Raw genomic sequence first — 26,547 nt, 5'->3', positions numbered from 1 at the left:
CTCAGCCGGGGGGTCGGACATAGGGCGTGGTGATGATCCGCGCACCTCGGCGATAGGTCAGGTAACGCCATAGCCATTGCAGGCTGACCCGGATTCGCTGCGCGAAACTGACCAGCAGCACGACATGGACGATCGCCCAGAGCATCCAGGCCGGATAACCCTTCATCCGGTAAGTGCCGAAGTCGAAAATGGCGGCGTGCCGACCGATAATCGCCGCATTGCCGCGATTGTGGAAGCGGAAGGGCTTGGCCACGCGCCCCTTGGTCAGTTCATCGCGCAGCGCCTTGCCCAGATAGCGGCCCTGCTGCTGCGCGACCTGCGCCAGTCCGGACAGCGGCTTGCCATCCTCGCCCGGGCAGGCCGCGACATCGCCCAGCGAATAGACGCCGTCCAGCCCCTCGACCTTCAGGTCGGTACCAACCGGCACTCGCCCGCCCGGTCCTGGCGCGACGCCCAGCAGCTTCGCCGCCCCGGTCGGCGCCACGCCCGCGCCCCACAGGACGGTGCGCGCGGGGATGAACCGGCCCCCGGCCTTCAAGCCCTCCGCCGTGATCGCCTCGACCGGCATATCGGTCAGTACCTCCACACCCAGCCGCTCCAGCGCGCGCTCGGCATAACGGGCAAGCGATTCGGGAAAGGCGGCCAGGATGCGCGGACCGCCCTCGACCAGGATGATCTTCGCCGTTTCGGGGCGGATGCGCCGGAAGTCGGAAGCCAGGGCATGGCGCGCCAGTTCCGCCACCGACCCCGCCAGCTCGACACCGGTCGGGCCACCGCCGACGATCACGAAGGTCATCAGCGCCTGACGATCCGCCGTGCCGTCGCGCTCGGCTTCCTCGAACGCGCCCAGCACGCGCGACCGGATGACGCGCGCCTCCTCGATCGACTTGCAGGCGGGGGCGAAAGCCCGCCATTCGTCATGGCCGAAATAGCTGCTCGTCGATCCCGTCGCGACGACCAGCCGATCATAGGTTAGCGTCTCGCCGGTCGCGAGCGCCACCTCGCGCCGGTCCGTATCGACCTGTGCCACCTCGCCCAGCACGACGCGGATATTGGGATAGCGGCCCAGCACATGGCGGATCGGCTCGGCCACGTCCGCGGGGGAGAGAGCGGCGGTCGCCACCTGATAGAGGAGCGGCACGAAGAGGTGATAATTGTTGCGATCGATCACAGTCACGCGGACGGGGGCGTTGGCCAGCCCCTGCGCGACGGCGAGCCCGCCAAAGCCCGCCCCCACGATGACGACATGCGGCCAGTTCGGATCGACCGTCGCGGCGCTCATCCCTTTCCCCTTACCATGTCGCCGCGATCTTGCCGAAATGCCCTCCGCGTTCCTGCAGGCGGAACGCCTCGGCCAGGTCGGCAAGGTCGAAGCGGCGATCGACCACCGGGCGAAGCGCGGCATCGTCCAGCGCCCGGACGAACTCCATCTGCATCCGTCGGCTGCCGACGATCAAGCCCTGCAACCGCGCCTGCTTGCGCATCAGCGTGGCGGTCGGCACGTCTCCGGCGATCCCGGTCAGCACGCCGATCAGCCCGATATGGCCCCCGATCCGAACCGCGTCGATCGACTGGGCCAGCGTCGCCGGACCGCCGACCTCGATCACATGGTCGACGCCCTCGCCCGCCCAGTCATGGACGCTCCGGCCCCAATCCTCATGGGTCCGATAGTTGATGACATGCGCCGCGCCCAGTTCGCGGGCGCGCGCCAGCTTCTCGTCCGACGAGGATGTGACCGCTACCCGCGCGCCCATCATCCGCGCGATCTGAAGCGCCCAGATCGATACGCCACCGGTGCCGAGCACCAGCACCGTGTCCCCGGCCTTGAGCCCGCCATCCACCACCAGGCTGCGCCATGCGGTCAGCCCGGCGGTGGTGATCGTCGCCGCTTCGGCATGGTCATAGCCCCTGGGCGCGCGGGTGAAGGCCGTGGCGGGGGCGACCACCAACTCACAGGCATAGCCATCGATCCCGTCCCCCGGCACGCGCGAAAAGTCGCCGACGCGCGGCGGGCCCTCCTGCCAATCGGGGAAGAAGCACGAAACCACCGCGTCGCCCGAGGCGAAGTCGGTCACCCCCTCCCCGACCGCCTCGACGACGCCCGCGCCGTCGGCCATCGGAATGCGGCCATCCTCGGTCGGCATCTTGCCCGCGACCACGCCATAATCATGATAGTTGAGCGAGGTCGCGTGCAGGCGAACGCGGATCATGCCGGGCCCCGGCGCGCCGGGATCGGGCCGCTCGACCATCCGCAACCGGTCCAGCCCGCCGGGCGCGTCGAGGATCATCGCTTTCATGCCATCGCCTTCATCACTGTCATGTGGATGGCGCTAAAAACGCGGGCGCGGCGCGATGCGATCCCTCAGCCGGTCGCCAGCACCCACCCATCGGGCAGGAAATCGACTGACATATAATAGTAAAAGGCGCAGCCGCCGTCGCCGCGATAGCTGCCGCCCTTCACGATCCCGAACGCGGTGCCGCCCAGGAAGACCGGGCCGCCGCTATCCCCGCTGCGACAGGTGGGACCGCGCACCGCGACCCATGTCGGGGTGCAGCCACCGCCGCACAGATCGCCCGCGGGCGCGAAGTCAGGCATCCAGACCTCGGCACAGCTATAGCCCGTCCGCTCGCCCCGGTGGCAGACGATATCCCCTGCACGCGTCGAGGCGCGGGCCCGTGCGCCGGTGACCGTCCGGCTGACGGTCTTGGCCGTGTCGCTCCAGAAAACTGGCGGCAGCCCATGGTCGGCGACATTCACCTGCACATCCTGATAGCCCCAGCCCCATTGCCCGGCATAGCGCAGCGGATGCGCGCCCCCCGCCGCGTCGATCCAGGACAGGTCGTCGGGGCAATGCGCGGCGGTGACGATCGCGCTCTCCACGCCACGCCGCACGACGAAGCCGCTGGTACAGGCATAGCGTCGCCCATTGGCCGGATCGACACCGACCAGCCGCATGCCGCCCTGAAGATCGGCCAGATCGATATCTGGCGTCTCCAGCGTGGCGATCTTGACCGGCACGCCCGCGATCCGCGCGATCCGGTCGCGCATGGCCTCGACCGGCTCGGCCCGCAGGTCCGCCTGGCCGACCATGACGACCAGCGCACCGATTCGCGGATCGACCCCGATCCCCGGCGGCTGGGTCAGGCTGGCACGGATTTCGGTCTGATGCAGCGCCAGCGCGACCACCAGTTGGTGATGGGTCGCATAGGCGCCGGTGCGGAAACGGATCGCGACCGGCTGGCCCGCCAGCGGGACGACCCGGTCCGCCACCGGTGCATCGCCGGTCAGGAGCACATCGATCCGAAACGGCCTATGCCCCACCGACAGGCCCGCGAGCCGATCCGCGAACTCGACCGCCAACGCATCGGTCACCGGGACCGACGCCTCCTGCACCGCCAGTTCCTGCGACGCCTGCACGGCGGAAAGGCCGGACACCGAACCATATTGCGCGGCGTCGAGCGCGAGCGAGGCGGCACCGCCCAGGGGAACCGACACCGGCTCTTGCGCCGACGCCCGCCCGGCCCAGCCGAGCGCAACGGCCGCTATCACGATCAGCCACGGCAAAGCCCAGCTATCGGCACGAAAAGAATAGCGTTGGTTATATCCCATCTATTTGGTATGTATTACTCAGTGGAAGCCGGAAAGCGGCGATACACGGATAACACAGGGGACCGATACGATGTTGCGACGCCATGCCTTTCCGTTGATCCTTCTCGCCTCCGCCGTCGGCGTGGCGGGCTGTTCGCCCTCCGGGTCCGGGAACATCACGGCGACCGACAATGAGTCGTCGGCCGCGCTGACCAATGAGGTCCTGGCCAATGACGAGGGCGCCCTGCTCGACAACGATGCGCTCGGCAACGTGGTGGGCGACAATGTGGCGGAGGCCGACGCACTCAACGCGAACTGATTTCCCTCGGTGGCGGGCCCTGACCGGGCCTCACACTGCTCCTGCTCGCCAAAGGAAGCTCCCAGCGGCGATCGACTGGCCCGGCGGATGAACCCGCCGGGCCTTTTTTGTCAGCGTTCCGGGTGACCCAAGGTGCGCAGGATACGCAGATCCTGCTCGACGACCCCCGCCGAGAAGCGCTCGATCAGACGTTGGGCCTGACGCCACATGCCGGTCGGCGGCGGGGCCGCGACGGGTGCCTTGAGCAACCGCCCGCCGCACATGGTCGCCAGCGCGGAGCCATGGTTCGAACCATCGACGATCAGCGAGGGAAATGGCAGCGCCGCCTCGGGCGATGCGAACAGCTGGCCGCCGGTGCGATCCAGCGCGGCCGTCTCCGGGGGCTGGAAGAACAAGGCGCCCGCGACCTTGGAGACATAATGGCTGGGCGACAGCCGCGCCCACCAGATGCTGGCAAGGCACGCGGCGCCTTCCGCGACCAGCAGCACCGCCTTGTCGGCCTGCGCCACTGCATGGTCCAGGCGAGTCGCCCAGATATCCCGCGCCTCGCGCGACGAATCATCGAAGTGAAGCTGGACATCGCCCTGTCGCGGCCAGGCGAACAGGTTTTCCCAGGGCATGGCCCGCTCGGCACCCGCCGCGGGCCCCGCCATCGGCAGGGTGATGATCGAAAAGGGGTCGTTCAGACGCAGTTCGGCCGTCATGGTCTGCTCCGTCGATGGGCCCCCTAAGCTACGCCTCTCGCGGCGAAGGGCAAGAGGGCGTCGCCTTACCCCTGGGTCATTCCGACGTGGCGAGCCGCGCCGGACGCCGTGCGCTGCTCAGCGCGGTGGCGATGCTGTCGACCATCAGTTCATATTGATCGGGGGTATAGCCCGCCGCCAGGAACGCCCGCACTTCATGCGACGGGACGCTGTAGCCATGGTGCCAGCTCAGCACCGCCATGCGGCGCAGCGCCTCGAGCGAGGGGTCGGCGAGGCGCGGGTTGCGCGTGTCGCCGAAGATGCTGCCCAGCGCCCGGCCCAGCTTGGACGGCGCGCGCAGGCTGGAGATGCGGTCGCGCCGGGCCAGCGCCACGACCTGCCACTCCAGCGCGGAGAGGCGGGCATCGGGACGGATCGCGGACACGCCCCGCTGGGTGATGGCGGCATCGACCGCGACGCGGGCTGCACCGATTTCCTGAAAAGCGACATAGGCCATGAGACTTCCCCTTGCGTCGCGCGACATCCCGCACGCCGGGCCATGTGCCCGCCGCGATCGGCAGTCCTTCGTCCGCCGCCGTGCTGTCTCGCCTGTTATCGAACCGGAAGGCCCGAAGCGCCTTCCATACCGAGTGGTATATTAACGGATTGAAAGCCCGTCAAGCACTTTCATACCGGATGGTATCTAACGCGACGGCCAGAGCGCCATGCCGGTTTCGATCAGCGTTTCCAGCTCCGCGCGCGTCGCGCCGGAACCGGCCTGCACCGCCATCCCCTGGAACAGCGCATAGAGATATTGCGTCAGCCCCTCGGGATCGACACCGTCGCGCAGGTCGCCATCCTCCTTGGCCCGCTGGAACCGTGCGAGAAGCGCGGCCTGTGCCGATGCCCGGCGCGCCACGACCTCGGCCTTGATCGATTCGGCTTCCGCCCCGCAGGCGACCGAGTGGATTACGCCCAGGCAGCCTTGCGGTTCGCTCTGGCTGGTCTGCGCCTCCAGCGCGCCGCGCAGCAGATGCTCGGCCACCGCCCGCGCGGTCGGCTGTTCCAGCGCCTCGCGGATATAAGCGAGCTTTTCGGCTTCGTAGAGGTCCAGCGCCTTGTGGAACAAGGCTTCCTTGTTGCCGAACGCGGCGTAGAGGCTGGGTTTGGTGATCCCCATCGCCTCGGTCAGGTCGGCCATCGACGCGCCTTCATAGCCCTTGCTCCAGAACACCCGGAGCGCGGCCGCCAGGGCCTTGTCGGTGCAGAATTCGCGTGGCCGCCCCTTGCATACGGGCAATAGGTTTTTCATAACACTCGGTATAGAATTATCCGAGCGGTTTGGAAAGCCCCGGCGAGCGACTGGGCGCGCCGGGGATCGTCCCGATCGGGATCAGCCGCGCGCCAGGGCGCTGCGCCGACGCCCATAGGCGAAATAGAAGGCCAGGCCCGCCGCGTTCCAGATCGCGAAACGAACGATGGTCGAGCTGGGCAGGCTGAACAGCAGGTAGAGGCAACCCAGGATCGCCAGCGTGCCGACCAGATAGGGTTGCGGACAACGGAACAGCCGCTTGGCCTCGGGCGCCTTGCGCCGCAGTACCATCAGGCACGCCCCGACCGAAATGAACGCCAGCAGCGTGCCCGCATTAGCCAGTTCGGCGATCTCGTCCAGGCGGAAGATGCCCGCGACCAGCGCGATCGATACGCCGGTGACCAGCGTGATGCGGGTCGGCGCGCCGCTCCGCTTGCTGACCACCGCCAGCGACTGGGGCAGCAGCCCGTCGCGCGCCATGGTGAAGAAGATGCGGCTCTGCCCGTACATCATCACCAGGATGACCGAGGGCAGCGCGATGACGGCCGCGAGCGCGATCAGATGCGCCGCCGTCGGCTGGCCCAGCGAGCGCAGGACGAGCGCCAGCGGTTCGGGCGAATTGGCGAGTTGCTGGAAGGGCAGCGATCCGATCGCGGCGACCGCGACCGCCATATAGATCAGGGTGCAGACCAGCATCGAACCGACGATACCGATGGTCAGGTCGCGACCCGGATTCTTGGCCTCCTCGGCAGAGGTCGCCACCGCGTCGAACCCGTAAAAGGCGAAGAAGACGATCGCCGCTGCCGCCATCACGCCGCGCTTGGCCCCGTCCACCTCATGCGCGGCGAAGCCATAGGGCATGAAGGGATGAAGGTTGTCGGCATTGAAGGCCGGCATCGCGAAGGCGACGAACACGCCCAGCGCGACCAGCTTCACGATGACCAGGATGATGTTGAGCGTCGCACTCTCGCGCGTCCCCGCCACCAGCATCCCCATGACCGACAGCGCGACAATCACGGCGGGCAGGTTGATGATGCCGCCGCCATGCGGCCCGGACAGAAGCTCGGGCGGCAGATGCACCCCCGCCGCCTGTATCCAGCCGACCAGATAGCCCGACCAGCCCACCGCCACGGTCGAACAGGCCAGCGAATATTCCAGGATCAGGCTCCACCCGACGACCCAGGCCAGCGTCTCGCCCAGCGCGGTATAGCTGAAGGTATAGGCGCTGCCCGCCGCCGGGATCAGCGTGGCCAGTTCGGCATAGGCCAGCGCGGCGCAGGCGCAGACCGCACCCGCGATCGCGAAGGCCAGGATGACGGCGGGCCCCGCCCGCTCCGCGCCGACGCCGGTCAGCGTGTAAATGCCGGTGCCGACGATCGCGCCGACCCCCAGGGCGATCAGGTGCGGCCAGCTGAGCGTCTTGGCCAGCGCCTGCCCCTCGCCATGCTGGGTCGCGCTGCCCAGCGGTTTGAACGGTCCGAACATCGTTGGAAATCCCCCCGCCCCAAGGCTCCATGTCCCATGGGCTTATGATTGTCAGACGACGGGTGCGAACCCGCCTTTCAGGTCGATCAGCGTGGACCGGATATGGGCATCAAGCAATCCCTGAAGCCGTTCGGCATCGCGTGCCATGAAGGCCTCAAGCTGTTCGCGATGCTCCAGATGTGCCCGCGCGTCGCGCCCAGCGGGTTGCAGATGGGCGACGACGTAACGCTCGGCCAGGACCGCGAGCTGGCGCACGAGCTGGATGGTCAGGGGCCGCCGCACCGGGCGGACCATGGCCATGTGGAACTGGCGGTTGCAGATGGCGACGCGCGCGAGATCGCTGGCCGCGGCCTGGTCCAACGCCTCGAAGGCCGCGACCAGCTTGGCGCGATCCTCGTCATCGGCGACAAGCGCCGCGCTCGCCGCCGCCATCGGCTCGATCTTCAGGCGAAGGCCGTAGATATCCTCGGCCTGCTCGACGGACAGCGCGCCGATCATATAGCCGCGATTGGCGACCCCGTGGAGCAGCCCCTCCTGCTCCAGCCGGGCCATCGCCTCGCGCAGCGGAATCTTGCTGACCCCCAGTTCGGCGGCCAGCGCGTCCTGACGGATCGGTCGGTCGGGGGGGATCGCCCCCGCGATGATCCGTTCCCGGACGATGGCGAAGATACGGTCCGCCAGCGTCTGGACGACGATGACGCCCTCGCCCCGATGACGCCCGTCATCGAGCGCATTGTCCAGGGGCGAGGGCATCGTCGCCATCAGGCGGCCTTGGCCTGGCCCAGGGTCGGACGGGTCGCGGCGGCCTTTTCGACCATCGCAATCACTTCGGCGCGGCGCTCGCCTTCCAGCACGTAGCGCGGCGGCAGCACGCGCTCCGAACCGCGACCCATGACCTGCTCGGCCAGCTTGATCGACTGGACCAGGTCATGCTCGGCATCGAGGTGGAGGAGCGGCATGAACCAGCGATAGATTTCCATCGCCTTGGCATGGTCGCCACGGTCGAACGCCGCGACCAGCTCGACCGATTCCTTGGGGAAGGCGTTGGTCAGGCCCGAGACCCAGCCCTGCGCGCCCAGATACAGGCCCTCCAGCGCCACGTCGTCCAGCCCGGCGAACAGGGTGTAGCGATCGCCGAACGCATTGCGGAAATCGGTGAAGCGGCGCGTGTCCGGGGCCGATTCCTTGACCGCGACGATGTTCTTCACATCGACCAGCGCTTCCAGCACCGTCTGGTCGATGACCGTGCGATAGGCGGGCGGGTTGTTGTAGAGCATGATCGGCAGGCCGGTCTGGTCCGCCACGCCCTTGAAATGGTTCACCAGCTCATGCGCCTTGGGCACATAGACCATCGGCGGCAGCAGCATCAGGCCGTCGGCCCCGGCCTTTTCGGCGGCCTGGGCGTAACGGACGGCACGGCGGGTGTCGTACTCGGACACGCCGGTGATGACCGGCACGCGACCGGCCACCGCCTCGACGATCCCGGTCAGCACCATGACCTTCTCGTCATAGTCGAGCGAGTTGTTCTCGCCGACCGTGCCCAGCGCGATCACGCCGGTCACGCCGTCGCGGATCAGGTCGTCGACGACGCGCTGCGTATCGGCGAGGTCGATCGACAGATCTTCCCGGATTTGGGTCGTCACTGCGGGGAATACGCCGCGCCAGCCGATGCTCACAATCTGTCTTCCTGCTATTGTTTTAGATATCGTATACTGTTTAGCGCGGTCCTTGCCTCAGGTCAATCGTCATTCCTCATCGGGATATGGCCCCTTGCCGCCTTCTGCGATGAAGCGGTCGTTGCGCTGGTCGATCACGCCGAGCGGCACATATCCCAGTTGCAGCATCGCATCGTGCCAGGCGCGAATATTGAATTTCGCTCCCAAGGCCTTTTCCGACTTGGCCCGCGCCCGCTGAAAGGCGAGCTGCCCCATATAATAGGACAGCGCCTGTCCCGGCCACGCGATATAGCGATCGACCTCGGTTTCGATCTCATGATCCGACAGCGCGGTATTGTCGTGGAGATAGGCCTGCGCCTTTTCCCGGCTCCAGCCCATGGCATGAATCCCGGTATCGACGACCAGCCGCGCCGCGCGCCATGCCTGATAGGACAACATGCCGAACCGGTCATAGGGCGTCTTGTAGAACCCCATATCCTCGCCCAGCGCCTCGCAATAGAGCGCCCAGCCCTCGCCATAGGCCGACAGATAGCTGTCGCGGCGGAAGGCGGGCAGCTCCTTGTTCTCGGCGGCCAGCGGCATCTGGAACGCATGGCCCGGCGCGCTCTCGTGCAGGGTCAACGCGGGCAGCGCGTAGAGCGAGCGCGACGGCAGGTCATAGGTGTTGACCAGATAGATGCCCGTCCCGCCACGCCCGGCGGTGTAGAAGGGCGCGAGGTCGGCAGGAACCGGCTTGATCGCAAACCGGCTGCGCGGCAGGCGTCCGAACCAGTCCGACGCGATCCCGTCGAAACTCTTGGCGAGCCAGGCCGCACGGTCGAGCAAATCCTGCGGCGTCTTGGCGTAGAATTGCGGGTCGGTGCGCAGGAAGGTCAGGAAGGCGGGGAAGTCGCCCTTGAACTTCACCTCCTTCATCACCTGGTCCATCCGCGCGCGGATGCGCTGCATCTCCGACAGGCCGATGGCGTGGACCTGTTCGGGCGTCATGTCGGCGGTCACATATTCGCGGATCTTGGACCGGTAATAGGCCTTGCCGTCGGGCAGGTCATAGGCCGCCGTGCTGGCCTGCGCGCGCGGCATATAATCGTTACGAAGGAAAGTCAGCAGCCGCTGATGCGCGGGCAGCACATCGTCGCGGATCGCCGCCTTCGCCTCGGCCCTCAGCGCCGCCGCCGTCGCGGGGGCCATATTGGCGGGCATCGTCTTGAACGGCTCGTAGAAGGGCTGACCCTCGCCCGCTCCCGCATCGATCACCTGCGCGACGCCGATGTCGCGCCCCTTCAGCGTGACGCGCGGCACGGTGAAACCCCGGTCGAGCCCGGCGCGCATGTTCGCAATCTGCTGATCGAAATAGCGCGGCATCTGGTGCAGCATGGCGATATAATCGCGATACTGGCTTTCCTTGGTGAAGCTGCCCCGCGCCCAACTCGCCAGATTGCCCCAGAAGCTGGTGTCGGCGTTCAACGGCTTTTCATATTCGCGGAACCGCTGGGCGGCGAGCAGCGCGTCGATCTGGCCGCGATAGACCATGTAATCGGTGCGGACATCGGGCGAGAGGCCGGCGGGATCGATCGCCTCCAGCGCCTTGGCCGTCGCCTCCCACCGCGCCAGCCGCGCGGCCTGGGCGGCGGGGCCGACATCGGGGAGCTTGCGCGAACCGGCGCTACCGCTGTCCTCATCGGCGGCGCTCTGGCTGATGCGCCATTTATACTCCGCCTCCGACAGCGTGCGGAAGCGGGCGTCGGCCGCCGTCTCTCCCGCCTTCGCCGTCGTCTTGCTCGACCGCGCTGGAGTCGCGACCTTCGCATCGGCGATCCCGACCGGCAGGATCGCCAGCGCCACACCGGTCAGCAGCATCATGGTCCGGTTCATCATGCTCGATTTCCTTTGTTCAACCGTTCAGCGCCATCACGTCGCGGTGCAAGTCGGGGGAAATCTCCACCCCCTCGACCAGCGACACCGCTCGCGCGGCATAGCGGCGCGCCGAGGGCAGACGCGCCCCCTGCCCCGTGATCGCCCCGAACATCGCCTCTGCCCGCGCCTGATGCTCCGGCAGAAGATCACCCAGAAAGCCCTTGGGATCGATGGCGATGATCAGTTCGCCGCCCAAGGGCGAACCGCCCCGCCCCGCGTCCCATTCGATCGACTCGCGGCTGGTCATGTCGCCGATCAGCGGCCCGGCGAGCAACTCGACCATCGCCGCCAGCGCCGATCCCTTATGCCCGCCAAAGGTCCGCATCGCGCCCGACAGGATCGCGGCGGGATCGGTGGTCGCATGGCCGTCCGCATCCACGCCCCAGTCGTCGGGAACCGACTTGCCCGCGCGCCGATGAAGCTCGATCTCGCCGCGCGCGACCATGCTCGTCGCGAAGTCGAAGACGAAGGGCGGGCCATCGGGGCGCGGCCAGCCGAAGGCGATGGGGTTGGTCCCGAACACCGGCTCCGCCCCGCCCGACGGCGCGACCCAGGCATGGCTGGGGGTGAAAGCCAAGGCGACCAGCCCCGCCTCGGCCAGTTCCTCGACCTCGGGCCAGAGCGCGGCGAAGTGGACGACATTGTTGAGCGCCAGCGCCGCGATACCGTTGGCCTTGGCCTTTTCGATCAGCATCGGCTTGCCGGTCTGGAAGGCGAGTTGCGCGAAGCCGCCGCCGCCATCGACCCGCACCAGCGCGTGCGCCGGTTCGGTCAGGACCGGTTCGGCATCGGGCACCACGACGCCCTTATCGATGCTGGAGACCGCGACCAGCAGCCGGTAGATCCCGTGCGAGGCGCAACCGTCCCGCTCGCCCGCCACCATCGTCTCCGCCACCGCCTCGGCATGGGCGGGGGCGAGCCCCGCGCCCAGCAGCTTGGCACGGGCGAGCGTCCGCAATTCGTCCAGCGTCATCCGGATACCGGTCACGCGGTCGTCGCCTTCTTCGCGGTGAACAGACGCATGCCGAAGATCGGCCCGGCGGTGCTGCGATCATGCGGCACCACGCGGATGCGGACGTTCTTCTTCCCCTTTGTCAGGGCTTCGGCCAGCGGATAGTCGACGTTGAAGAACTTGCCGGGCTTATCATTCTCCAGATGCTGGGTCGCGATTTTCACATTGTCGACCAATATGTCGAAGTCGCGCGCGCGCTCCTCGCCCCAATAGGTCGCCTGGAGTATCAGCGGGCCGGGCCGCACCGCCATGGTGAACTCGAAATAGCCGCCCGAGCGGGCATCGCGCCCCTGCTTGCCGAGATAGGAGACCGGATAGGAGATGTCAGAGGTCAGCCCATGGTCACGCTCGGGCTGCATCTCGCCCAGATACATCACGTCGACCGAGCGGGCCGCGACGTCGCGCGCCGCCGCCTGTTCGGCGAGGTAATTGGCCTCCTCCGCCTTCCAGCCGCTTTCGGTGAAGCGCTTGAAATAGACGGCGCTGCGCCGGTCATACTGGCTATAGAAGGGCACGAAGGTCAGCCCCATCGGGCGGAACGCATCGCCCACGGCATAGCGGGGTTTGGCCGCATCGGCGGCGGTGAAGGAGGCCAGCGGATTGGCCCCGACCATCGCCGGGTCCGGTGCATCCCACGGCGTTTCGGAAGGGCTGAGGTCGGCGGCCATCACCATCGGTCCACGCACCACCGCGACGACCGTATCGTCGCCCGGCGTGGTTTCCAGCCGCAGGTCGAGCGGCAGGCGGATTTCCACCTTGTCCCCCGCCTTCCAACGGCGATCGACCACGGCATAGCCGCGCTCCATCACCGGCGTAACGGGCTGGCCGTTGATCGCAACATCCACCTGTCCGTTGGCCCAGCCGGGCACGCGCAACGCCAGCGGGAAACGCCCCGGCCGCGCCAGATGGGCGAAGGTCACGACGCTGCTACCCTCCATCGGATAGGCGGTGTCGAGCGTGACCAGCGCCCCCCGCTTTTCCCAGCGCGCTTCCGAGGGGATATAGAGGTTGACGAACAGCGTCTCGCCGCCCTGCCAGAAGATGGACTCGCCATGCTTGGCATGCGCCTCCATCCCCGAGCCGACACAGCACCAGAAGGCATCGTCGGCGGTCGAGGAAAAGCTGCGCGCCGCCCCCGACATCAGCGGCGTCATATAGGTGAAGCCGCCATTCTCCGGATGCTGCGCCGCCATGACGTGGTTCAGATGCGCGCGTTCATAATAGTCGAACAGCCGCCCATCGGGCTTCCACCCATACAGATGCCGGGTCAGCTTCATCATATTATAGGTGTTGCAATGCTCGCACGTCTGGTCGGTGATGTGGCGCGCAATCGTGTCGGGGGCGGAGAAATATTCCCGGTCGGCATTGCCGCCGATGACATAGCTGTGATGCCCGGTCACCCTCTCCCAGAAGAAGCTCGCGCCCTTGGCTGGTTCGGCCTTGCCGGTGATCTCATGGATACGCGCCAGCCCGATCAGCTTTGGCACCTGCGTATTGGCGTGGAAATTGGCGAGCTTGTCCTCCCCCGCCACCAACGGGTCGAGCACCTTGCGGTCATAGATGCGCTCGGCCAGCGCCAGCCACTGGCGGTCGTTCGTCCGCTGATAGAGTTCGGCGAAGCTCTCGTTCAGCCCGCCATATTCGCAACCCAGCACCTCTTGCAGTCGCGCATCGTCCAGCGCCGCGAAGACCCGCGCGAAATAGCCGCCCAGCTTGACCGCGACGTCCAGCGCCTGCGCATTGCCCCAGCCGCCATGAATGTCGAGCAGACCGGCGAACAGCTTGTGCACCGTGTAGAGCGGCGACCAGCTGCCGTTCAGGTCGAACCCGCCCGACTTGATCTTGCCCGCCATGATCTCGGGGAAAATCTCCTCGCCGTCGACGACCTTGCCATCGGGCCGCTTGCGTCCCAGCGCGCCGACATAGCCGTTGCCGCGCTTGTCCTGCGCCTCGGCCAGTTCGGTCACGATGTAATCGGCGCGGCGGCGCATCTCGGGATCGCCCGTCTGCTGCCAGGTCAGGACCAGCGCCGACATGTAATGGCCCAGCGTATGGCCCGCGATCGTGTCGCTTTCCCACCCGCCATAGATGGGCGCCTTGGCCTCCAGCCCCGCATAGACGCGGAAATTGTGAAGCAGCCGGTCGGCGCTCAGCCGATAGAGATAGCGGCGATTGGTTTCCACCGCGGTCGCATAGATCGAGGGGCGCAGCCGTACCGCCGTCAGCGGCAGAGGCTCCGCCTTGGACGGCAAGATCGAGGCGCCCGCCGCCACCGCACGGGGTGCCGCACCCAGTAATGCGGCCGTCGCCGCTCCCCGCATCCAATCGCGTCTATTTGTCCGCAGCATCTTGCTCTCCAGCCTATACTGTATACTATATCGGGCGATGACATGGGGGTCAATCGTGACGAACAGCGGCGCGGCGAACCCCGACAGGGAGAGAATTTCGATGCGTCACAAGCTCTTGCGGCTCCTGCCGGTCACATTGGCGACCCTGTCGATGGCGGCGGCCTGGCAAGGCGCGGGATCGGCGGAAACGCCCAAGCGCCGTGCGGTTCCGGTGCGTTCCGCCACGTCCACCCTGCGTGTCGGCGCGTTCCGGCTGCGCCTCGACCCCGCCAGCCAGACGGCGCGGAGCCTGTCGCCGATCGGCACGCCCGGCTTCGACTTCCTGCCGATCGGACGGTCGAAGGAGCGCGCGGGCAATGGCTATAACCACTTGGGCGATATCCATCTGCGTCTCCGCACCCGCGCGGGACCGTGGCAGGATTATTCCTCCTCCCGCGACCGCAAGCCGGTGCGGCCTCTCCCGGCGCGCGGCAAGGTGCTGGCGGCGGCGGACATCACCGCGACGATGGGCACCGGCCTGCCGCTGCGCATCATCCGCGAATGGGTGAATGAGGGCGGCGTGCCCGCCTTGCGCTTCACCCTGACCAACGCGTCGCGCGATCCGGTCGAGGTCGGCGGACTGGGCATGCCGATGGTGTTCGACAACATCATCTCCGACCGTACGCTGGAACAGGCCCATGCCCAGGCGAGCTTCGCCGATCCCTATATCGGGCAGGATGCGGGCTATGTTCAGGTCACCCGCCTGAATGGCGCGGGCCCCGCGCTGCTGGTCCTGCCCGAGCGGAACACCCCGCTGGAGGCCTATGTCCCCGTCCCGACGATGCGCGAGACGGGCGGCAAGGCGGTGATCGTCGAGGCGAGCCCGCGTGCGCAGACCTCGGAAGGATTTTACGACTGGACGGTCGCCAGCGCGGCCTATGCCCGAACCGACTGGGCCAAGGCGGGGCAACCCTGGAACGAGGCGACCAGTTTCCGCCTGGCGCCGGGCGAGAGCCGCCGCATCGGTCTGCGCTTCGCCGCCGCGCCCAGCATTCGCGGGATCGAACGGACACTGACGGCACAGGCGCGCCCGGTGGTGGTGGGTGTTCCGGGCTATGTCGTGCCGACCGACCTCGACGCCGCGCTGTTCGTCCGCGCGGCCTCCGCCATCACCAACATAGCCAGCTATCCGGCGGGCGCGCTGGAGGTGACGCGTCAGCCCGGCAAGCCCGGATGGACCCGGCTGTCGGTACGCGGAAAGCGATGGGGCCGCGCGCGCCTGACCCTCAACTATGCCGATGGCAGGGTGCAGACGGTGCAGTATTTCGTCACCAAGCCGCTCGAGCGGACTATGGCCGATCTCGGCCGCTTCTCGACCACGCGACAATGGTTCGAGGGCAAGGGCGATCCCTTCGGCCGCTCCCCCGCCATCCTGACCTATGACCGCGAGGCGAACCGGATCGTCACCGACGATCCCCGCGTCTGGATTTCGGGGATGAGCGACGAGGGCGGCGCGGGAAGCTGGGTCGCGGCGGTGATGAAGCAGCTCGCCAATCCCGACGCCGCCGAAATCGCGCGGATCGAGCAACTGGTCGACAAGACGGTGGTCGGCCGCCTCCAGGTCGCCGACGGCCCCCATGCGGGCGGGGTGAAGAAGAGCCTGTTCTATTACGACCCCGCCGCCTTCCCCGATCTCTACCAGCCCACCAAGGACTGGCAGAGCTGGACCTCGTGGAAGAAGGATCAGGCCGACGATCTGGGCCGCGCCTATAACTACCCCCATGTCGCGGCGGGGCATTGGGTGCTGTACCGCATCGCCCGCAACCATCCCGGCATGACCAAGGTGCATGGCTGGGACTGGTATCTCGACCATGCCTATCAGACCATCGTCGCGATGATGCGCGACGCGCCGCATTATGCGCAATTCGGGCTGATGGAGGGCGATGTCTTCGTCGACATCCTGACCGACCTGAAACGCGAAGGCTGGACGGCCAAGGCGGACGAGGTGGAGCGGTTGATGAAGGGCCGCGCCGACCATTGGCGGACCCTGAAATATCCCTTCGGCAGCGAGATGGCATGGGACTCGACCGGCCAGGCGGAGGTCTATGCCTGGATGCGCTATTTCGGATACGGGCCGCAGGCGGACGTCACGCGCGAGGTGATACTGGGCTATGACCCGTCTATCCCGCATTGGGGCTATAACGGCAATGCGCGCCGCTATTGGGACTTTCTATACGGCGGCAAATATCCCCGGCTGGAGCGGCAGATCCATCATTACGGATCGACGCTGAACGCCATTCCGCTGTTCGATTCCTTCCGCCGCGCTCCGCGCGACATGCATCTGCTGCGCGTCGCCTATGGCGGGTTGCTCGGCGGGATCACCAATATCGACCAGCAGGGCGCCTCCTCGGCCGCCTTCCATAGCTGGCCGGACCGGATGGAGTGGGACCCGTATAGCGGCGATTACGGCATGGGCTTTTTCGGTCATGCCTATGCGGCGGCGACCTATCTGGTCGACGACCCCGCGCTCGGCTGGTTGAGCTATGGCGGCAATCTGTCGCAGAGCGGCGGTACGATCCATGTCGAGCCGCGCGACGGGGCCCGCAGCCGCTTCTTCGTCGCACCCGCCGGACTCTGGCTGACGCTGGAAGCGGGCAAGATCGCGGCGGTCGATTATGACCCGGCGGCGCGGACGGTCCGGCTGACCCTGGACCCCGCCGATCCCGCGACGCCGACCGCACGGCTGTTCGTCGAGACGACGACGCCCGGCGGCCGCTCCTATCGCCCCGATCGCGGCACGATGGAGCGCGGCGGTTACAGCGTTCCGCTGCCCGCGTCGCCGACGCAACTGGTCCTGTCGGCCAGATAGGCGCGAAGCTGGCGGACCAGCGGCACATCGGCCGGCGGCATGGGCCATGCGTCCATCGCCGCCGGCTCGCACCAGATCAGGCCGTCCGCCTCCAGCGCAACCGGCGTGCCCGACCAGTGGCGTACGACATAGAGAAGCAGCATGAGGTGGCGACCGGGCAGCGGCTCGGTCGCGAACCCGGCGGGCTCCAACGCGGCGGGCTCGACCATGATCGCCAGTTCCTCGTGAAGTTCACGGATCAGCGCCGCTTCCGAACTTTCCCCCGCCTCGATCTTGCCACCCGGAAATTCCCACAGCCCGGCCAAGGTCTTTCCCGCCGGACGCTGTTGCAGCAGGACCCGCCCCGCCTCATCGACCAGAGCGGCGGCCACGACGGGGAACAGGGGCGTGGGCACGATCGGCTCCGCTTCGGCTCTATCGACCATTCCTTAACTCTTCCCCCTTATGCCGGTACACCATGAAAGCGTCCGAGATCCTCCGCACCATGCAACGTGTCTGCGCCGATACGCGCGGCGCCACCGCTGTGGAATATGGCCTGATCATCGCCAGCATCATGCTGGTCCTGATCGTGGGCCTGTCTCAGTTGGGGATAAGCCTGCAAGGCGTCATGCAGACGCTGGCCGATCATCTCCAGAACGCCACCGGTTAGATTTCATAGCGAAGGCTGCAAACTTAAGCCTTCGTCAACCACTTAGCGCTTAAATGGCACGAAGCTGATCCGGCTCTCCGGCTCAGCCGGGTGATCGACAAAGTTTTAGAGACAACGGAGACCGGAATGAAGACGATCCGCAAGATGTTGAAGAACAACAAGGGTGCGACGGCCATCGAATATGGCCTGATCGCGGCCCTGATCGCCGTCGCCGCCATCGGCGCCATGAAGGGTCTCGGTACCCAGCTGAACACCTCGTTCAACAACATCAGCGGCAAGCTGGCGAATCCCTGATCCAGCGCGCTGACCGAATGGCTTGACGTCGTCGCCGTCGGTTCAGCCCGGGTCCGCCATATTGCGGAACTTCCCTTCGGTCGGATTGCGCCTTTACGGACAGCACGCAATCCGGCCGAAGTGTTTTTTTGACAGGGCAACGGGTCGAGATATCCCCCGCCCGATCGATCTCGATAATGCAATCGTCACCAGCGCCCGAAGCTTTGTCTTGGGCCTATCGAGGCGTTCGCGCTTTACGATGCCGCCCCGACAAGGTCCGGGATGACGCGCGCGGCGTCATCCGCTCCCGATCCGGTTAAAGGCGACCCATCGCTAGGAACTTCGCGGCCCGACCGCGCTTCAATTCGTCGCGGCCGACACCGCTCAGATCGCCCAGCGCCTTCTGGATCGCATCGCCCAGATGGGCGATCGCACCCGCCGGGTCGCGATGCGCGCCGCCGACCGGCTCCGGCACGATGGTGTCGATGACGCCGAAGCTCTTCAGATCCTGTGCGGTGACGCGCATCGCCTCCGCCGCTTCCGCCGCCTTGTCCGCCGTGCGCCACAGGATCGAGGCGCAACCCTCCGGCGAGATCACCGAATAGACGGCGTGCTCGAACATCAGCACCCGGTTGCCCGCCGCCAGCGCCACCGCACCGCCCGAGCCGCCCTCGCCGACGATCGCCGAGACGACCGGCACGCCCGCCGCCAGACAGGCTTCGGTCGACCGTGCAATGGCCTCCGCCTGGCCACGTTCTTCGGCCTGGATGCCGGGGAACGCGCCGGAGGTGTCGACCAGCGTCACGATCGGCAGGCCGAATCGGTCGGCCAGTTCGACCAGGCGGATCGCCTTGCGATAGCCCTCGGGCTTGCCCATGCCGAAATTGTGGCGCAGTCGGCTGGCGGTATCCTCACCCTTTTCATGGCCTAGCACCATGATGCGCTGGCCGCGGAACTGGGCGAAACCGCCCATGATCGCCTGATCGTCGCCGAACGCGCGGTCGCCCGCCAGCGGCACGAATTCGTCGAACAGCCCGGCGACATAGTGTTTGAAGTGCGGGCGCTGCGGATGGCGCGCCACCTGAGTCTTCTGCCAAGGGGTCAGCTTGGCGAAGGTGTCGCGCAGCAGCTTGTCCGATTTGGCCTGAAGCTTGGCGATCTCCGCGCCGATATCGACCGTCCCTTCGGCGGTGGTATCGCGCAGTTCGTCGATCCGGCTCTGTAGCTCGGCGATCGGTTTCTCGAAATCGAGGAAGGTCGTTGACATGGGCCTAGCGCCTAAGGGCGCTTGTTCCGAAAATCAACGAGCGGGTGGCGTGCGTTGACGAGTTCGACCAATCGCGCCGCCTCGACATGGGTGTAGATTTCGGTGGTGGCGATATCGGCATGGCCCAACATGGCCTGCACCGCGCGCAAATCCGCCCCCCCGCCCAGCAGATGCGTGGCGAAGGCGTGGCGCAGCACGTGCGGGCTGACCCGGTCAGGCGGGATCCCCGCCTCCGCCGCCAGCGCCTTGACCAGTTGATAAAGGCGGATGCGGGTCAGATGCTTCTTGCCGCCGGGAAACAGCCAGGGCGTGTCGGCGGGCACATGGTTCCGCCACGCCGCGACCGCCGCGCGGGCCCGGTCGGAGATCGGCACCATCCGCTCCGCCCCGCCCTTGCCCTTCAGGATCAGGAAAGGCCGGTCGGGATGGACCGCATTGCGCGGCAGCGCGACCAGTTCGCTGGCGCGCAGTCCCGACCCGTAAAGCAGTTCGATCAGCGCCCCGAGTCGCAGATCATTGGGCAAGGGATGCGGCATGGAGGTCCGCTCGGCGATGGCGGCGAACAGCCGGTCGATATCGGCATGGCTCAGCACCTTGGGCAGCCTCCGACGCTGGCCCGGACGCGGCAAGGCGGTCGAGGGGTCATCCGGCCGCAGCCCTTCTTCATGCAGAAAGGCGTAGAAGCGCCGCAGCGCCGCCGCCTTGCGCGCGACGGTCGTATTGGCCAGCCGGGCCCAGCCATCGGCCAGTGCCCGAAGCGCGCCCTCATCCGCATCGGCGAGCCCGCCCATCGCCTCGCCCGCCAGCCGCAGGTCCGATCGATAGGCGGCGAGCGTGTTGCCCGCCGCGCCCGCCTCCGCCGCCATCATTTCCAGAAACCGGTCGAGGAGCGCGGCGTCGCGAGACATCATGCCCGCGCGATCGCCTCCGCCGCGATCATCCGCGCATCGGTGTCGAGCCCGACCGAGCGCAGCGCCTGGACGATCCGATACAGCGCCTGGGGCGGCACCCCGCGCCAGTCGTTGGTCTGCATCCCGATCGCGCAGAGCAGCACGACCATGCCGGTCTGCTCATCCGCCACCGCCTGGTCGAGCGCCTGGGTCCAGGCGTTGCGCTGTCCGATCCGCACATCCAGCGCCTCGGCACCGCGTTCGGTATCGCCCTGCGACAAGCGGCCCAGCCCCGCCATCCCGGCGAAGAAGAGGCGCTGCTTCAGCGCGTCGCCATTGCCGCCATAGGCCGTCACCTGGTCATAGCCGACCTGCCCCTGCCGGTCCGGGTCGCTGAGTTCGATCATCGCCCAGGCGTCGCTGCCCTGTTTGACGGCACCGCGCCAGCGGCCCGCGCTCCGGTCCAGTCCGGCGGACAGCATCGAGGCGACCAGCCGGTCCGAATCGCTGTCGGACGCCACGACCGGCAGCCGCGCCACCGCGCGTGCCGTCAGGATCAAGCGGCCATAGGGCGTGCGATCGTCATCGCCCCAGAGCGAACGGATCGCGGACAGCCGCTGCCCCTCGTCATTGGCGGCATAGGCGTTGCGCAGGTCATTGCCGATCGCGCCCGACGCCCGGCTGGCCTGATCGTCGTCCGCCAGCGCCGAATAGAAATCGACCAGCGCGGCGTTGGACAGCACGCCCATGCTCGCCGCCTGATCGATCACGCTCGCCCGGTCGTTCGCGGCGATAGCGGGTGAGGTCGCCAGCCAGCCGCGCACCTGCGGGCCCGCATAGGACAGATATTCGGGCGGCACGCCCAGCCCGGTGGCGGTCGCGAGGCCGAAGCGCCAGACCGTCAGGCGATCCGCGCCGGTCCAGTCGAGGGACACCGCCCGACGCCCCCCCGCGCTCGACCCCATCAGCTTTTCGGCGAGCTTCAGGTCGAAATCGTCCGCGATACGCTGACGCCGGACCTGCCGCACGATCGCGCTGCCCCGCGCCGCCTCGCCCGACAGCGCCGCGCACATGCCCTGCGCCACGCGGTAGCCGCCCAGCCCGGTAACGGCGGCACCGCCATCGGCCAGGGGACAGAGCCCCGCCGGGTCGCTCGACGCGAGCAGCGCGTTCATGCCGACCTGATAGAGTTTGGGGGTATAATTGCCTGCATCGACCGACTGGACGACGGCGCGCGCGACCTGCGCCTCACCCATTCGGAGCAACAGCCATGCGCGCTCGGCTGCGAAATCCGCGCCGTTGACGCCGCGCGGCGTGATCATCTGCGCAGCCAACGTCCGGCGCAGCAGGATCGAGGTCCAGCGCGACGGCAGCGGGGCCGACAGACGCCGCATCAATGCCTCGGCCACCCGCCCGTCCGCGCCCGCGAACACCCGCTGGTCCAGCGCGCCCTCACGCGGACCGGCGGGACCGACCAGCGCCAGCGACCGCCGCGCCGAGGCGGGGAGTTCATACTCCGCCAGCGTACGCGGATCGATCGTCGCGCTGGGCGACGGGGTCGGCGTGGGCGTCGGGGTGGACAGCGATTCGATCAGCGCGCCGACCGGATCGGCCGGGGTCCGCGCGGGCGTCGGTACGGCCACCGGGGTCGGCGCGGTTCCCGGCGCCACGCGCGGGGTCGCCGTGCCGCGCGGCGTCGGCCGGGGACTGGGCGGCGCGCTCGGCTGGCCGAAGCCCGGGGGAAGCAGCGATTCGGGCCGATCCTGCGCCGCCGCCAGCGCGGCGGCCCCGACCATCAGAAACGCGACGGCGCGGGGCAGATGGCGGAAAACGGCCTTCCGCTTATTGCAGGTTGCCAAGCGAGACCGCCTTCTCGACCTGAGTCGTCGGCCGTTCGGTCGCCCGGCCCGAGAGCAGGAACAGCCCCCCGACGATCACGACGAGGAGGACGATGAGCGAAACGACCATACGGGACATGAAACGCTAAACCTTATAATGGACCCGTGAAAGCCCGGCCGGTGTTGCCGGGCGCGCGCCCGCTGTATAGCGCAGAGTGCAATGTTGCAAAGCCACAACCCTGTAGATGCAAGCTGGAACGGGTCACCCATCGTATTGGTGGGGCTGATGGGCGTGGGCAAGTCGACCGTGGGCCGCCGCCTGGCGAATCGGTTGCGTCTGCCCTTCGTCGACGCCGACACCGCGATCGAGGAAGCCGCGGGCATGAGCGTGTCCGAAATCTTCGCCCAGTTCGGCGAGCCCTATTTCCGTGACGGCGAACGGCGGGTCATCGCCCGGCTGGTCGATGGTCGGCCCAAGGTGATCGCGACCGGCGGCGGCGCCTTCATCAACGACGAGACACGCGCCCTGATCCTGGAACAGGCGACCGCCATCTGGCTGAACGCCACGCCCGAGGTGCTGGCCGAGCGGGTCAGGCGGCGCGACACCCGCCCGCTCCTTCGGGGCAAGGACCCGCTGAAGGTGCTTCGCGAATTGTCGGCGGTCCGCAACCCGATCTATGCGCTCGCCCCCATCCACGTCACCAGCAAGCGCGGGCCCCACGAGGCCACCGTCAACGCCATATTGAAAGCCATCGGACGATGAAGACCGTCACCGTGTCGCTCGGCGACCGCAGCTATCCCATCCATATCGAGGCCGGGCTGCTGCCCCGCGCCGCCGAATGGCTGGCCCCGCTGGCGCGCGGGCGGCGCATGGCGATCGTGACGGACGAGAATGTCCGCTCCCATCTCGAAGCGTTGCAGGCGTCGCTGACCGCCGCGGGGGTGAAGAGCGAGGCGATCATCCTGCCCCCCGGCGAGAAGACCAAGAGTTGGGCGATGCTGGAGCATGTCTGCGACTGGTTGCTGGAACTGGGGGTGGAGCGGTCGGATCACGTCATCGCGCTGGGCGGCGGGGTGATCGGCGATCTGGTCGGCTTCGCCTGTTCGATCGTCAAGCGCGGTTGCCGCTTCGTCCAGATCCCGACGACACTGCTGGCCCAGGTCGACTCGTCGGTAGGGGGCAAGACCGCGATCAACACCTCGGCGGGCAAGAACCTGATCGGCGCGTTCCACCAGCCCGCCATGGTGCTGATCGACCCGCAAGTCCTCGATACACTGCCCGCGCGCCAGGTGCGCGCCGGTTATGCGGAGGTCGTCAAATACGGCCTGATCGACGATTTCGCCTTTTTCGAATGGTGCGAGGCGAACGCGCCCGCGCTGCTGGCGGGCGATGCGGACGCGCGGATCCATGCCATCGCGCATTCGGTCGCGGCCAAGGCGCGGATCGTGGCGGCGGACGAGCATGAGACGAACGGCATCCGCGCGCTCCTGAACCTCGGCCACACCTTCGGCCACGCGCTGGAGGCGGAGGCGGGTTTCTCGGACCGGCTGCTCCATGGTGAGGGCGTCGCGGCGGGCTGTGCGCTCGCCTTCCGCTATTCGGTCCGCAAGGGAATTTGCGAGCGACAGGATGCCGAGCGGGTGGCCGCGCATCTGCGCGCGATCGGCCTGCCCGACGGCCTCGCCGCCGCCGGGATCGATGCGCCGTCCGCGACGTTGGTCGAGCATATGAAGCACGACAAGAAGATGGCGGCGGGCACCCTGCCCTTCCTGCTCGCACGCGGGATCGGGCGGACCTATCTCGACAAGACCGTCGATCTGGCCGACGTCACCGCCTTCCTGGACGGCGAACCCCGCTGATGCCCAACGGGGTCGCCAAGCAGAATTTGCCGAGCAAGACCTGCCCGGCCTGCGGGCGGCCCTTCACCTGGCGCAAGAAATGGGCGCGGGATTGGGATCAGGTGGTCTATTGTTCGGATGCGTGTCGGCGGAAGCGGTAAGGGTTTGCTTTGACCTTTCGTGTCTGGGGGTAGGCGAGATGTCATCTCTTGGCCTTCGACTTCGCTCAGGCTGAACGGAAGTTGGGATCAAGTCGCCGACCCCGTTCGCGCTGAGCGAAGTCGAAGCGCACGCCCCGGCCTATCCTCGCGCCGCCTTCCCCGCCGCCAGCGCCCGGTCGCGGCCTTCACGATGGCCGATGATCTTGGCTGGATAGCCCTTGGGCCGACACCCCGTCGCGTCCGGATCGTGGATCGCGGCATCGGGCAGATGCTTCAACTCCGGTACCCATTCGCGGATATAGTCGCCCGCGTCGAACTTTTCCGACTGGCTGAGCGGGGCCATGATGCGGCCGAACATATTGGCGTCGATCCCCGTCCCCGCGACCCATTGCCAGTTGACCGAATTATTCCCGTAATCCGCATCGACCAGACAGTCCCAAAACCAGCGCTCGCCCTCGCGCCAGTCGATCAGCAGATGCTTGATCAGGAACGAGGCGGTGATCATCCGCACCCGGTTGTGCATCCAGCCGGTCGTCCAGAGTTGTCGCATCCCCGCATCCACGATGGGATAGCCGGTGCGCCCCGTTTGCCAGGCCTTCGAGTCGGCATCGGCCTCCTTCCCCTTGCGCCAGGGAAGGCGATCGAACGCCTCGCGTCCGTTGCGGTCGGCATAGTCGGGCAGCGCCATCACCACGCCATCGGTGAAATCGCGCCAGGCCAGTTCCTTGCGGAACGTCTCGGTATCGGCATGCCGGTCGAGCGCATACCAGACGGCGCGCGGCGACACCTCGCCGAAATGGAGGTGCGGCGACAGGCGTGAGCTCCCCTCCTCCGAAGGCATGTTGCGCGCGGTGTCATAGGCGGTCGCCTTGGCGACGAAATCCTCGATCCGCTCGCGCCCCGCCGCCTCGCCCGGCGTCCAGTCCGCGTCGAAGCCGGTCGACCAATCGGGCTTGGTGGGCAGCAGCGCCCAGTCGGACAACGTCTCGCTCTTCGGCCAATGCGCGGGCGCGGTCAGTACCTCCGGCGGATCGAGCGGGTGTTCGGGCGGCAGATGGCCCTGCAAACCCTTCCAGAAGGCGGAGTAGATGCGGAACGGCTTGCCGCCGCCGGTCGTGACCAGTTCGGGGCGGGCAAGATGATTGCCGTCATGCAGGTACAGCGCCTCGCCCAATTCCTCTTCCGCCGCGCGCCACCAGGGTTCGTAATGACGGATGGCGTGGATCGCCTCCGCCCCGCTTTCCGTCATCAGAGCCCGAAGCGTCTTCACCGCCGGCCCGCGCCGCAGGATCAGGCGACTGCCCAGCGTCTCCAGATCCCCGGCCAGCGCGGTCAGGCTATGGTGCAGCCACCAACGCTGCGCCGCGCCCATCCGCCAGTCGCCCGGCGTGTCGTCATCGAGGATATAGACCGGAATGACCGGCCCCGCCTCCGCCGCCGCCAGCAGCGCGGGTTGATCGTGAAGGCGGAGATCCTGGCGAAACCACAGGATGGAGGGGGCAGCATTCATCCCAGCGCTACGCTTCGCTTGTCCCCCGGTTCCCGGACGCCCAATCGTTTGCCGAGCGTCAGGATGGCGGTCACATGCCGCTCCGCGATCGCCATCACATCGTCGCCATAACCGCCGCCCACCGTGCTCGCGAGCGGCAGCCCCCGCACCAGCGCCAGATCGGCGATCAGATTCTCGCGCGCCACCAGCCCTTCACGGGTCAGCGACAACCGCCCCAGCCGATCCCCGGCAAAGGGATCGACCCCCGCCTGATACAGAATGATGTCGGGCCGATGCTCGTCCAGAAAGGGGCGGAGCGTTGCGTCCAGCGCCGCCAGATAGCCGTCGTCATCCACCCCGTCAGGCAGTCCGACATCCAGCGTCGAACGCGCCTTGCGCGCCGGGAAATTCTTCTCGGCATGGATGGAGTAGGTCACGATATCGCTCCGCCCGGCGGTCAGCGCAGCGGTGCCGTCGCCCTGATGCACGTCGCAGTCGACGATCGCGACGCGGGCCACCGTCCCCTCCTCGACCAGCCGGTTCGCTGCGATCGCCAGGTCGTTGAAGATGCAATAGCCCGCCCCCGTATTGGCCAGCGCATGGTGGCTGCCGCCGGCGGTATTGGCGGCGAAGCCGTGCCGCAGCGCCAGCATCGCGGCGGTCCAGCTTCCCCCCGGCACCGCCCGCGCGCGGTACGCCACCTGCTCGGTGATCGGAAAGCCGATGCGCCGCGTCTTCTCCGGCGGCACTCGCGCCTCGAGCACTTCGGCGACATAGTCGGGGTCGTGCACCGCCTCGATCCATGTGGGCGGCATCAACGCGGGTTCGGTCCAGGCCACCGCATCCCCCTCCCGCCGCAACAGGTCGCGGATCGCGCCATTCTTGCCCCAGCGATAGGTGGAGCGGGCGGGCGCCTCGGTCACATAGGCCGGGTGATGGACGACATGGATCATGC

The 26,547-nt window shown here is 67.5% G+C and carries 26 protein-coding genes; 7 read left to right on the top strand and 19 right to left on the bottom strand.

The annotated features are described in order from the left end of the window. Position 1: 1 nt before the first annotated feature. The 3 genes from OXQ33_RS00770 to OXQ33_RS00760 all read right to left on the bottom strand — a co-directional run bounded on the left by OXQ33_RS00770 (position 2) and on the right by OXQ33_RS00760 (position 3,610). Positions 2 to 1,282 (bottom strand): NAD(P)/FAD-dependent oxidoreductase, encoded by a 1,281-nt coding sequence (locus OXQ33_RS00770; RefSeq protein WP_267432616.1) that lies wholly within the window; start codon positions 1,280 to 1,282, stop codon positions 2 to 4. A gap of 10 nt (positions 1,283 to 1,292) precedes the next feature. Continuing rightward, a complete protein-coding gene (locus OXQ33_RS00765) occupies positions 1,293 to 2,297 on the bottom strand; it encodes an NAD(P)-dependent alcohol dehydrogenase (protein WP_267432614.1) in 1,005 nt (334 codons plus the stop codon). Between the two features lie 65 nt (positions 2,298 to 2,362). After that, on the bottom strand, positions 2,363 to 3,610 hold the full coding sequence (locus OXQ33_RS00760) for a hypothetical protein (RefSeq protein ID WP_267432612.1): 1,248 nt from the start codon (positions 3,608 to 3,610) through the stop codon (positions 2,363 to 2,365). A 70-nt stretch (positions 3,611 to 3,680) separates the two neighbouring features. Between OXQ33_RS00760 and OXQ33_RS00755 the strand changes: the two genes are divergently transcribed. Next, entirely contained in the window at positions 3,681 to 3,908 is a 228-nt protein-coding gene (locus OXQ33_RS00755) for a hypothetical protein (protein ID WP_267432610.1), read from the top strand. A gap of 110 nt (positions 3,909 to 4,018) precedes the next feature. Here the strand turns inward: OXQ33_RS00755 and OXQ33_RS00750 are convergent, their stop codons facing one another. The 9 genes from OXQ33_RS00750 to OXQ33_RS00710 form a co-directional block, all read right to left on the bottom strand. Continuing rightward, the gene (locus OXQ33_RS00750; protein ID WP_267432609.1) at positions 4,019 to 4,612 is read right to left on the bottom strand and encodes an alpha/beta hydrolase; all 594 of its coding nucleotides are present in this window, start codon (positions 4,610 to 4,612) and stop codon (positions 4,019 to 4,021) included. Positions 4,613 to 4,688: 76 nt separating this feature from the next. Continuing rightward, positions 4,689 to 5,108 (bottom strand): hypothetical protein, encoded by a 420-nt coding sequence (locus OXQ33_RS00745; RefSeq protein WP_267432608.1) that lies wholly within the window; start codon positions 5,106 to 5,108, stop codon positions 4,689 to 4,691. A 186-nt stretch (positions 5,109 to 5,294) separates the two neighbouring features. Beyond that, positions 5,295 to 5,903: a TetR/AcrR family transcriptional regulator gene (locus OXQ33_RS00740; RefSeq protein ID WP_267432607.1), complete on the bottom strand. Its 609-nt coding sequence runs from the start codon at positions 5,901 to 5,903 to the stop codon at positions 5,295 to 5,297. Positions 5,904 to 5,984: 81 nt separating this feature from the next. After that, positions 5,985 to 7,388, bottom strand: a complete 1,404-nt coding sequence (locus OXQ33_RS00735; RefSeq protein ID WP_267432606.1) for an amino acid permease — start codon at positions 7,386 to 7,388, stop codon at positions 5,985 to 5,987. A 51-nt stretch (positions 7,389 to 7,439) separates the two neighbouring features. Then, a complete protein-coding gene (locus OXQ33_RS00730; RefSeq protein ID WP_267432718.1) occupies positions 7,440 to 8,141 on the bottom strand; it encodes a GntR family transcriptional regulator in 702 nt (233 codons plus the stop codon). An 8-nt stretch (positions 8,142 to 8,149) separates the two neighbouring features. Continuing rightward, complete coding sequence (locus OXQ33_RS00725; protein WP_267432605.1) at positions 8,150 to 9,064, bottom strand: dihydrodipicolinate synthase family protein; 915 nt, start codon at positions 9,062 to 9,064, stop codon at positions 8,150 to 8,152. Between the two features lie 69 nt (positions 9,065 to 9,133). Then, complete coding sequence (locus OXQ33_RS00720) at positions 9,134 to 10,939, bottom strand: DUF885 family protein (RefSeq protein ID WP_267432604.1); 1,806 nt, start codon at positions 10,937 to 10,939, stop codon at positions 9,134 to 9,136. A 16-nt stretch (positions 10,940 to 10,955) separates the two neighbouring features. Then, positions 10,956 to 11,951, bottom strand: a complete 996-nt coding sequence (locus tag OXQ33_RS00715; protein ID WP_267432717.1) for an Ldh family oxidoreductase — start codon at positions 11,949 to 11,951, stop codon at positions 10,956 to 10,958. Between the two features lie 11 nt (positions 11,952 to 11,962). After that, positions 11,963 to 14,338: a glycoside hydrolase family 127 protein gene (locus tag OXQ33_RS00710; protein WP_267432603.1), complete on the bottom strand. Its 2,376-nt coding sequence runs from the start codon at positions 14,336 to 14,338 to the stop codon at positions 11,963 to 11,965. Positions 14,339 to 14,438: 100 nt separating this feature from the next. On the opposite strand from OXQ33_RS00710, the gene OXQ33_RS00705 reads away from it, so the two are divergent. Further along, a complete protein-coding gene (locus OXQ33_RS00705) occupies positions 14,439 to 17,186 on the top strand; it encodes a DUF5695 domain-containing protein (protein ID WP_267432602.1) in 2,748 nt (915 codons plus the stop codon). On the opposite strand, the gene OXQ33_RS00700 is transcribed toward OXQ33_RS00705, so the two are convergent. Next, a complete protein-coding gene (locus OXQ33_RS00700) occupies positions 17,132 to 17,611 on the bottom strand; it encodes a (deoxy)nucleoside triphosphate pyrophosphohydrolase (RefSeq protein ID WP_267432601.1) in 480 nt (159 codons plus the stop codon). The two genes, OXQ33_RS00705 and OXQ33_RS00700, sit on opposite strands and share 55 nt — an antisense overlap. Before the next feature lie 32 nt (positions 17,612 to 17,643). On the opposite strand from OXQ33_RS00700, the gene OXQ33_RS00695 reads away from it, so the two are divergent. Both OXQ33_RS00695 and OXQ33_RS00690 read left to right on the top strand, forming a co-directional pair. Beyond that, positions 17,644 to 17,835 carry a Flp family type IVb pilin gene (locus OXQ33_RS00695; RefSeq protein WP_267432600.1) on the top strand — a complete coding sequence of 64 codons (192 nt, stop codon included), beginning with the start codon at positions 17,644 to 17,646 and terminating at the stop codon, positions 17,833 to 17,835. Positions 17,836 to 17,961: 126 nt separating this feature from the next. Continuing rightward, positions 17,962 to 18,129 carry a Flp family type IVb pilin gene (locus OXQ33_RS00690; protein ID WP_267432599.1) on the top strand — a complete coding sequence of 56 codons (168 nt, stop codon included), beginning with the start codon at positions 17,962 to 17,964 and terminating at the stop codon, positions 18,127 to 18,129. A 295-nt stretch (positions 18,130 to 18,424) separates the two neighbouring features. On the opposite strand, the gene OXQ33_RS00685 is transcribed toward OXQ33_RS00690, so the two are convergent. The 4 genes from OXQ33_RS00685 to OXQ33_RS00670 are packed head-to-tail and all read right to left on the bottom strand — an operon-like array spanning position 18,425 to position 22,242. Beyond that, positions 18,425 to 19,375: an acetyl-CoA carboxylase carboxyltransferase subunit alpha gene (locus OXQ33_RS00685; protein WP_267432598.1), complete on the bottom strand. Its 951-nt coding sequence runs from the start codon at positions 19,373 to 19,375 to the stop codon at positions 18,425 to 18,427. Between the two features lie 11 nt (positions 19,376 to 19,386). After that, on the bottom strand, positions 19,387 to 20,283 hold the full coding sequence (locus tag OXQ33_RS00680) for a tyrosine-type recombinase/integrase (RefSeq protein WP_267432716.1): 897 nt from the start codon (positions 20,281 to 20,283) through the stop codon (positions 19,387 to 19,389). Continuing rightward, positions 20,283 to 22,124: a hypothetical protein gene (locus OXQ33_RS00675; protein WP_267432597.1), complete on the bottom strand. Its 1,842-nt coding sequence runs from the start codon at positions 22,122 to 22,124 to the stop codon at positions 20,283 to 20,285. Before OXQ33_RS00675 ends, OXQ33_RS00680 begins: the two co-directional genes overlap by 1 nt. Continuing rightward, complete coding sequence (locus OXQ33_RS00670; RefSeq protein WP_267432596.1) at positions 22,108 to 22,242, bottom strand: hypothetical protein; 135 nt, start codon at positions 22,240 to 22,242, stop codon at positions 22,108 to 22,110. The genes OXQ33_RS00675 and OXQ33_RS00670 overlap by 17 nt, the downstream gene beginning before the upstream one ends. Positions 22,243 to 22,323: 81 nt before the next feature. Between OXQ33_RS00670 and OXQ33_RS00665 the strand changes: the two genes are divergently transcribed. Genes OXQ33_RS00665 through OXQ33_RS00655 form a run of 3 tightly spaced genes read left to right on the top strand, consistent with a single transcriptional unit; the run spans position 22,324 to position 24,103 of the window. Continuing rightward, the gene (locus OXQ33_RS00665) at positions 22,324 to 22,866 is read left to right on the top strand and encodes a shikimate kinase (RefSeq protein ID WP_267432595.1); all 543 of its coding nucleotides are present in this window, start codon (positions 22,324 to 22,326) and stop codon (positions 22,864 to 22,866) included. After that, the gene (gene aroB / locus OXQ33_RS00660; protein ID WP_267432594.1) at positions 22,863 to 23,963 is read left to right on the top strand and encodes a 3-dehydroquinate synthase; all 1,101 of its coding nucleotides are present in this window, start codon (positions 22,863 to 22,865) and stop codon (positions 23,961 to 23,963) included. Before OXQ33_RS00665 ends, aroB begins: the two co-directional genes overlap by 4 nt. Then, positions 23,963 to 24,103, top strand: coding sequence for a DUF2256 domain-containing protein (locus tag OXQ33_RS00655; RefSeq protein WP_082898244.1), 141 nt, complete (start codon positions 23,963 to 23,965; stop codon positions 24,101 to 24,103). The genes aroB and OXQ33_RS00655 overlap by 1 nt, the downstream gene beginning before the upstream one ends. Positions 24,104 to 24,242: 139 nt before the next feature. On the opposite strand, the gene OXQ33_RS00650 is transcribed toward OXQ33_RS00655, so the two are convergent. Together OXQ33_RS00650 and OXQ33_RS00645 are read right to left on the bottom strand one after the other, a co-directional pair. Further along, a complete protein-coding gene (locus OXQ33_RS00650) occupies positions 24,243 to 25,613 on the bottom strand; it encodes a deoxyribodipyrimidine photo-lyase (protein ID WP_267432592.1) in 1,371 nt (456 codons plus the stop codon). Beyond that, positions 25,610 to 26,545 carry a histone deacetylase gene (locus OXQ33_RS00645; RefSeq protein ID WP_267432590.1) on the bottom strand — a complete coding sequence of 312 codons (936 nt, stop codon included), beginning with the start codon at positions 26,543 to 26,545 and terminating at the stop codon, positions 25,610 to 25,612. Before OXQ33_RS00645 ends, OXQ33_RS00650 begins: the two co-directional genes overlap by 4 nt. Positions 26,546 to 26,547 lie beyond the last annotated feature (2 nt).

Origin of the sequence: Sphingomonas sp. GM_Shp_1 (genome assembly GCF_026540895.1) — a bacterium.
Classification (GTDB): Bacteria; Pseudomonadota; Alphaproteobacteria; order Sphingomonadales; family Sphingomonadaceae; genus Sphingomonas.
The sequence above is the reverse complement of the archived record's forward strand: the minus strand, read 5'-3'. Positions and strand labels throughout refer to the sequence as shown.

Coding starts and splice junctions, on each gene's coding strand:
- OXQ33_RS00770 (WP_267432616.1), bottom strand. CDS start 1,282: ATGAGCGCCGCGACGGTCGATCCGAACTGGCCGCATGTCGTCATCGTG.
- OXQ33_RS00765 (WP_267432614.1), bottom strand. CDS start 2,297: ATGAAAGCGATGATCCTCGACGCGCCCGGCGGGCTGGACCGGTTGCGG.
- OXQ33_RS00760 (WP_267432612.1), bottom strand. CDS start 3,610: ATGGGATATAACCAACGCTATTCTTTTCGTGCCGATAGCTGGGCTTTG.
- OXQ33_RS00755 (WP_267432610.1), top strand. CDS start 3,681: ATGTTGCGACGCCATGCCTTTCCGTTGATCCTTCTCGCCTCCGCCGTC.
- OXQ33_RS00750 (WP_267432609.1), bottom strand. CDS start 4,612: ATGACGGCCGAACTGCGTCTGAACGACCCCTTTTCGATCATCACCCTG.
- OXQ33_RS00745 (WP_267432608.1), bottom strand. CDS start 5,108: ATGGCCTATGTCGCTTTTCAGGAAATCGGTGCAGCCCGCGTCGCGGTC.
- OXQ33_RS00740 (WP_267432607.1), bottom strand. CDS start 5,903: ATGAAAAACCTATTGCCCGTATGCAAGGGGCGGCCACGCGAATTCTGC.
- OXQ33_RS00735 (WP_267432606.1), bottom strand. CDS start 7,388: ATGTTCGGACCGTTCAAACCGCTGGGCAGCGCGACCCAGCATGGCGAG.
- OXQ33_RS00730 (WP_267432718.1), bottom strand. CDS start 8,141: ATGCCCTCGCCCCTGGACAATGCGCTCGATGACGGGCGTCATCGGGGC.
- OXQ33_RS00720 (WP_267432604.1), bottom strand. CDS start 10,939: ATGATGAACCGGACCATGATGCTGCTGACCGGTGTGGCGCTGGCGATC.
- OXQ33_RS00715 (WP_267432717.1), bottom strand. CDS start 11,951: ATGACGCTGGACGAATTGCGGACGCTCGCCCGTGCCAAGCTGCTGGGC.
- OXQ33_RS00710 (WP_267432603.1), bottom strand. CDS start 14,338: ATGCTGCGGACAAATAGACGCGATTGGATGCGGGGAGCGGCGACGGCC.
- OXQ33_RS00705 (WP_267432602.1), top strand. CDS start 14,439: ATGCGTCACAAGCTCTTGCGGCTCCTGCCGGTCACATTGGCGACCCTG.
- OXQ33_RS00700 (WP_267432601.1), bottom strand. CDS start 17,611: ATGGTCGATAGAGCCGAAGCGGAGCCGATCGTGCCCACGCCCCTGTTC.
- OXQ33_RS00695 (WP_267432600.1), top strand. CDS start 17,644: ATGAAAGCGTCCGAGATCCTCCGCACCATGCAACGTGTCTGCGCCGAT.
- OXQ33_RS00690 (WP_267432599.1), top strand. CDS start 17,962: ATGAAGACGATCCGCAAGATGTTGAAGAACAACAAGGGTGCGACGGCC.
- OXQ33_RS00685 (WP_267432598.1), bottom strand. CDS start 19,375: ATGTCAACGACCTTCCTCGATTTCGAGAAACCGATCGCCGAGCTACAG.
- OXQ33_RS00680 (WP_267432716.1), bottom strand. CDS start 20,283: ATGTCTCGCGACGCCGCGCTCCTCGACCGGTTTCTGGAAATGATGGCG.
- OXQ33_RS00670 (WP_267432596.1), bottom strand. CDS start 22,242: ATGTCCCGTATGGTCGTTTCGCTCATCGTCCTCCTCGTCGTGATCGTC.
- OXQ33_RS00665 (WP_267432595.1), top strand. CDS start 22,324: ATGTTGCAAAGCCACAACCCTGTAGATGCAAGCTGGAACGGGTCACCC.
- aroB (WP_267432594.1), top strand. CDS start 22,863: ATGAAGACCGTCACCGTGTCGCTCGGCGACCGCAGCTATCCCATCCAT.
- OXQ33_RS00655 (WP_082898244.1), top strand. CDS start 23,963: ATGCCCAACGGGGTCGCCAAGCAGAATTTGCCGAGCAAGACCTGCCCG.
- OXQ33_RS00650 (WP_267432592.1), bottom strand. CDS start 25,613: ATGAATGCTGCCCCCTCCATCCTGTGGTTTCGCCAGGATCTCCGCCTT.
- OXQ33_RS00645 (WP_267432590.1), bottom strand. CDS start 26,545: ATGATCCATGTCGTCCATCACCCGGCCTATGTGACCGAGGCGCCCGCC.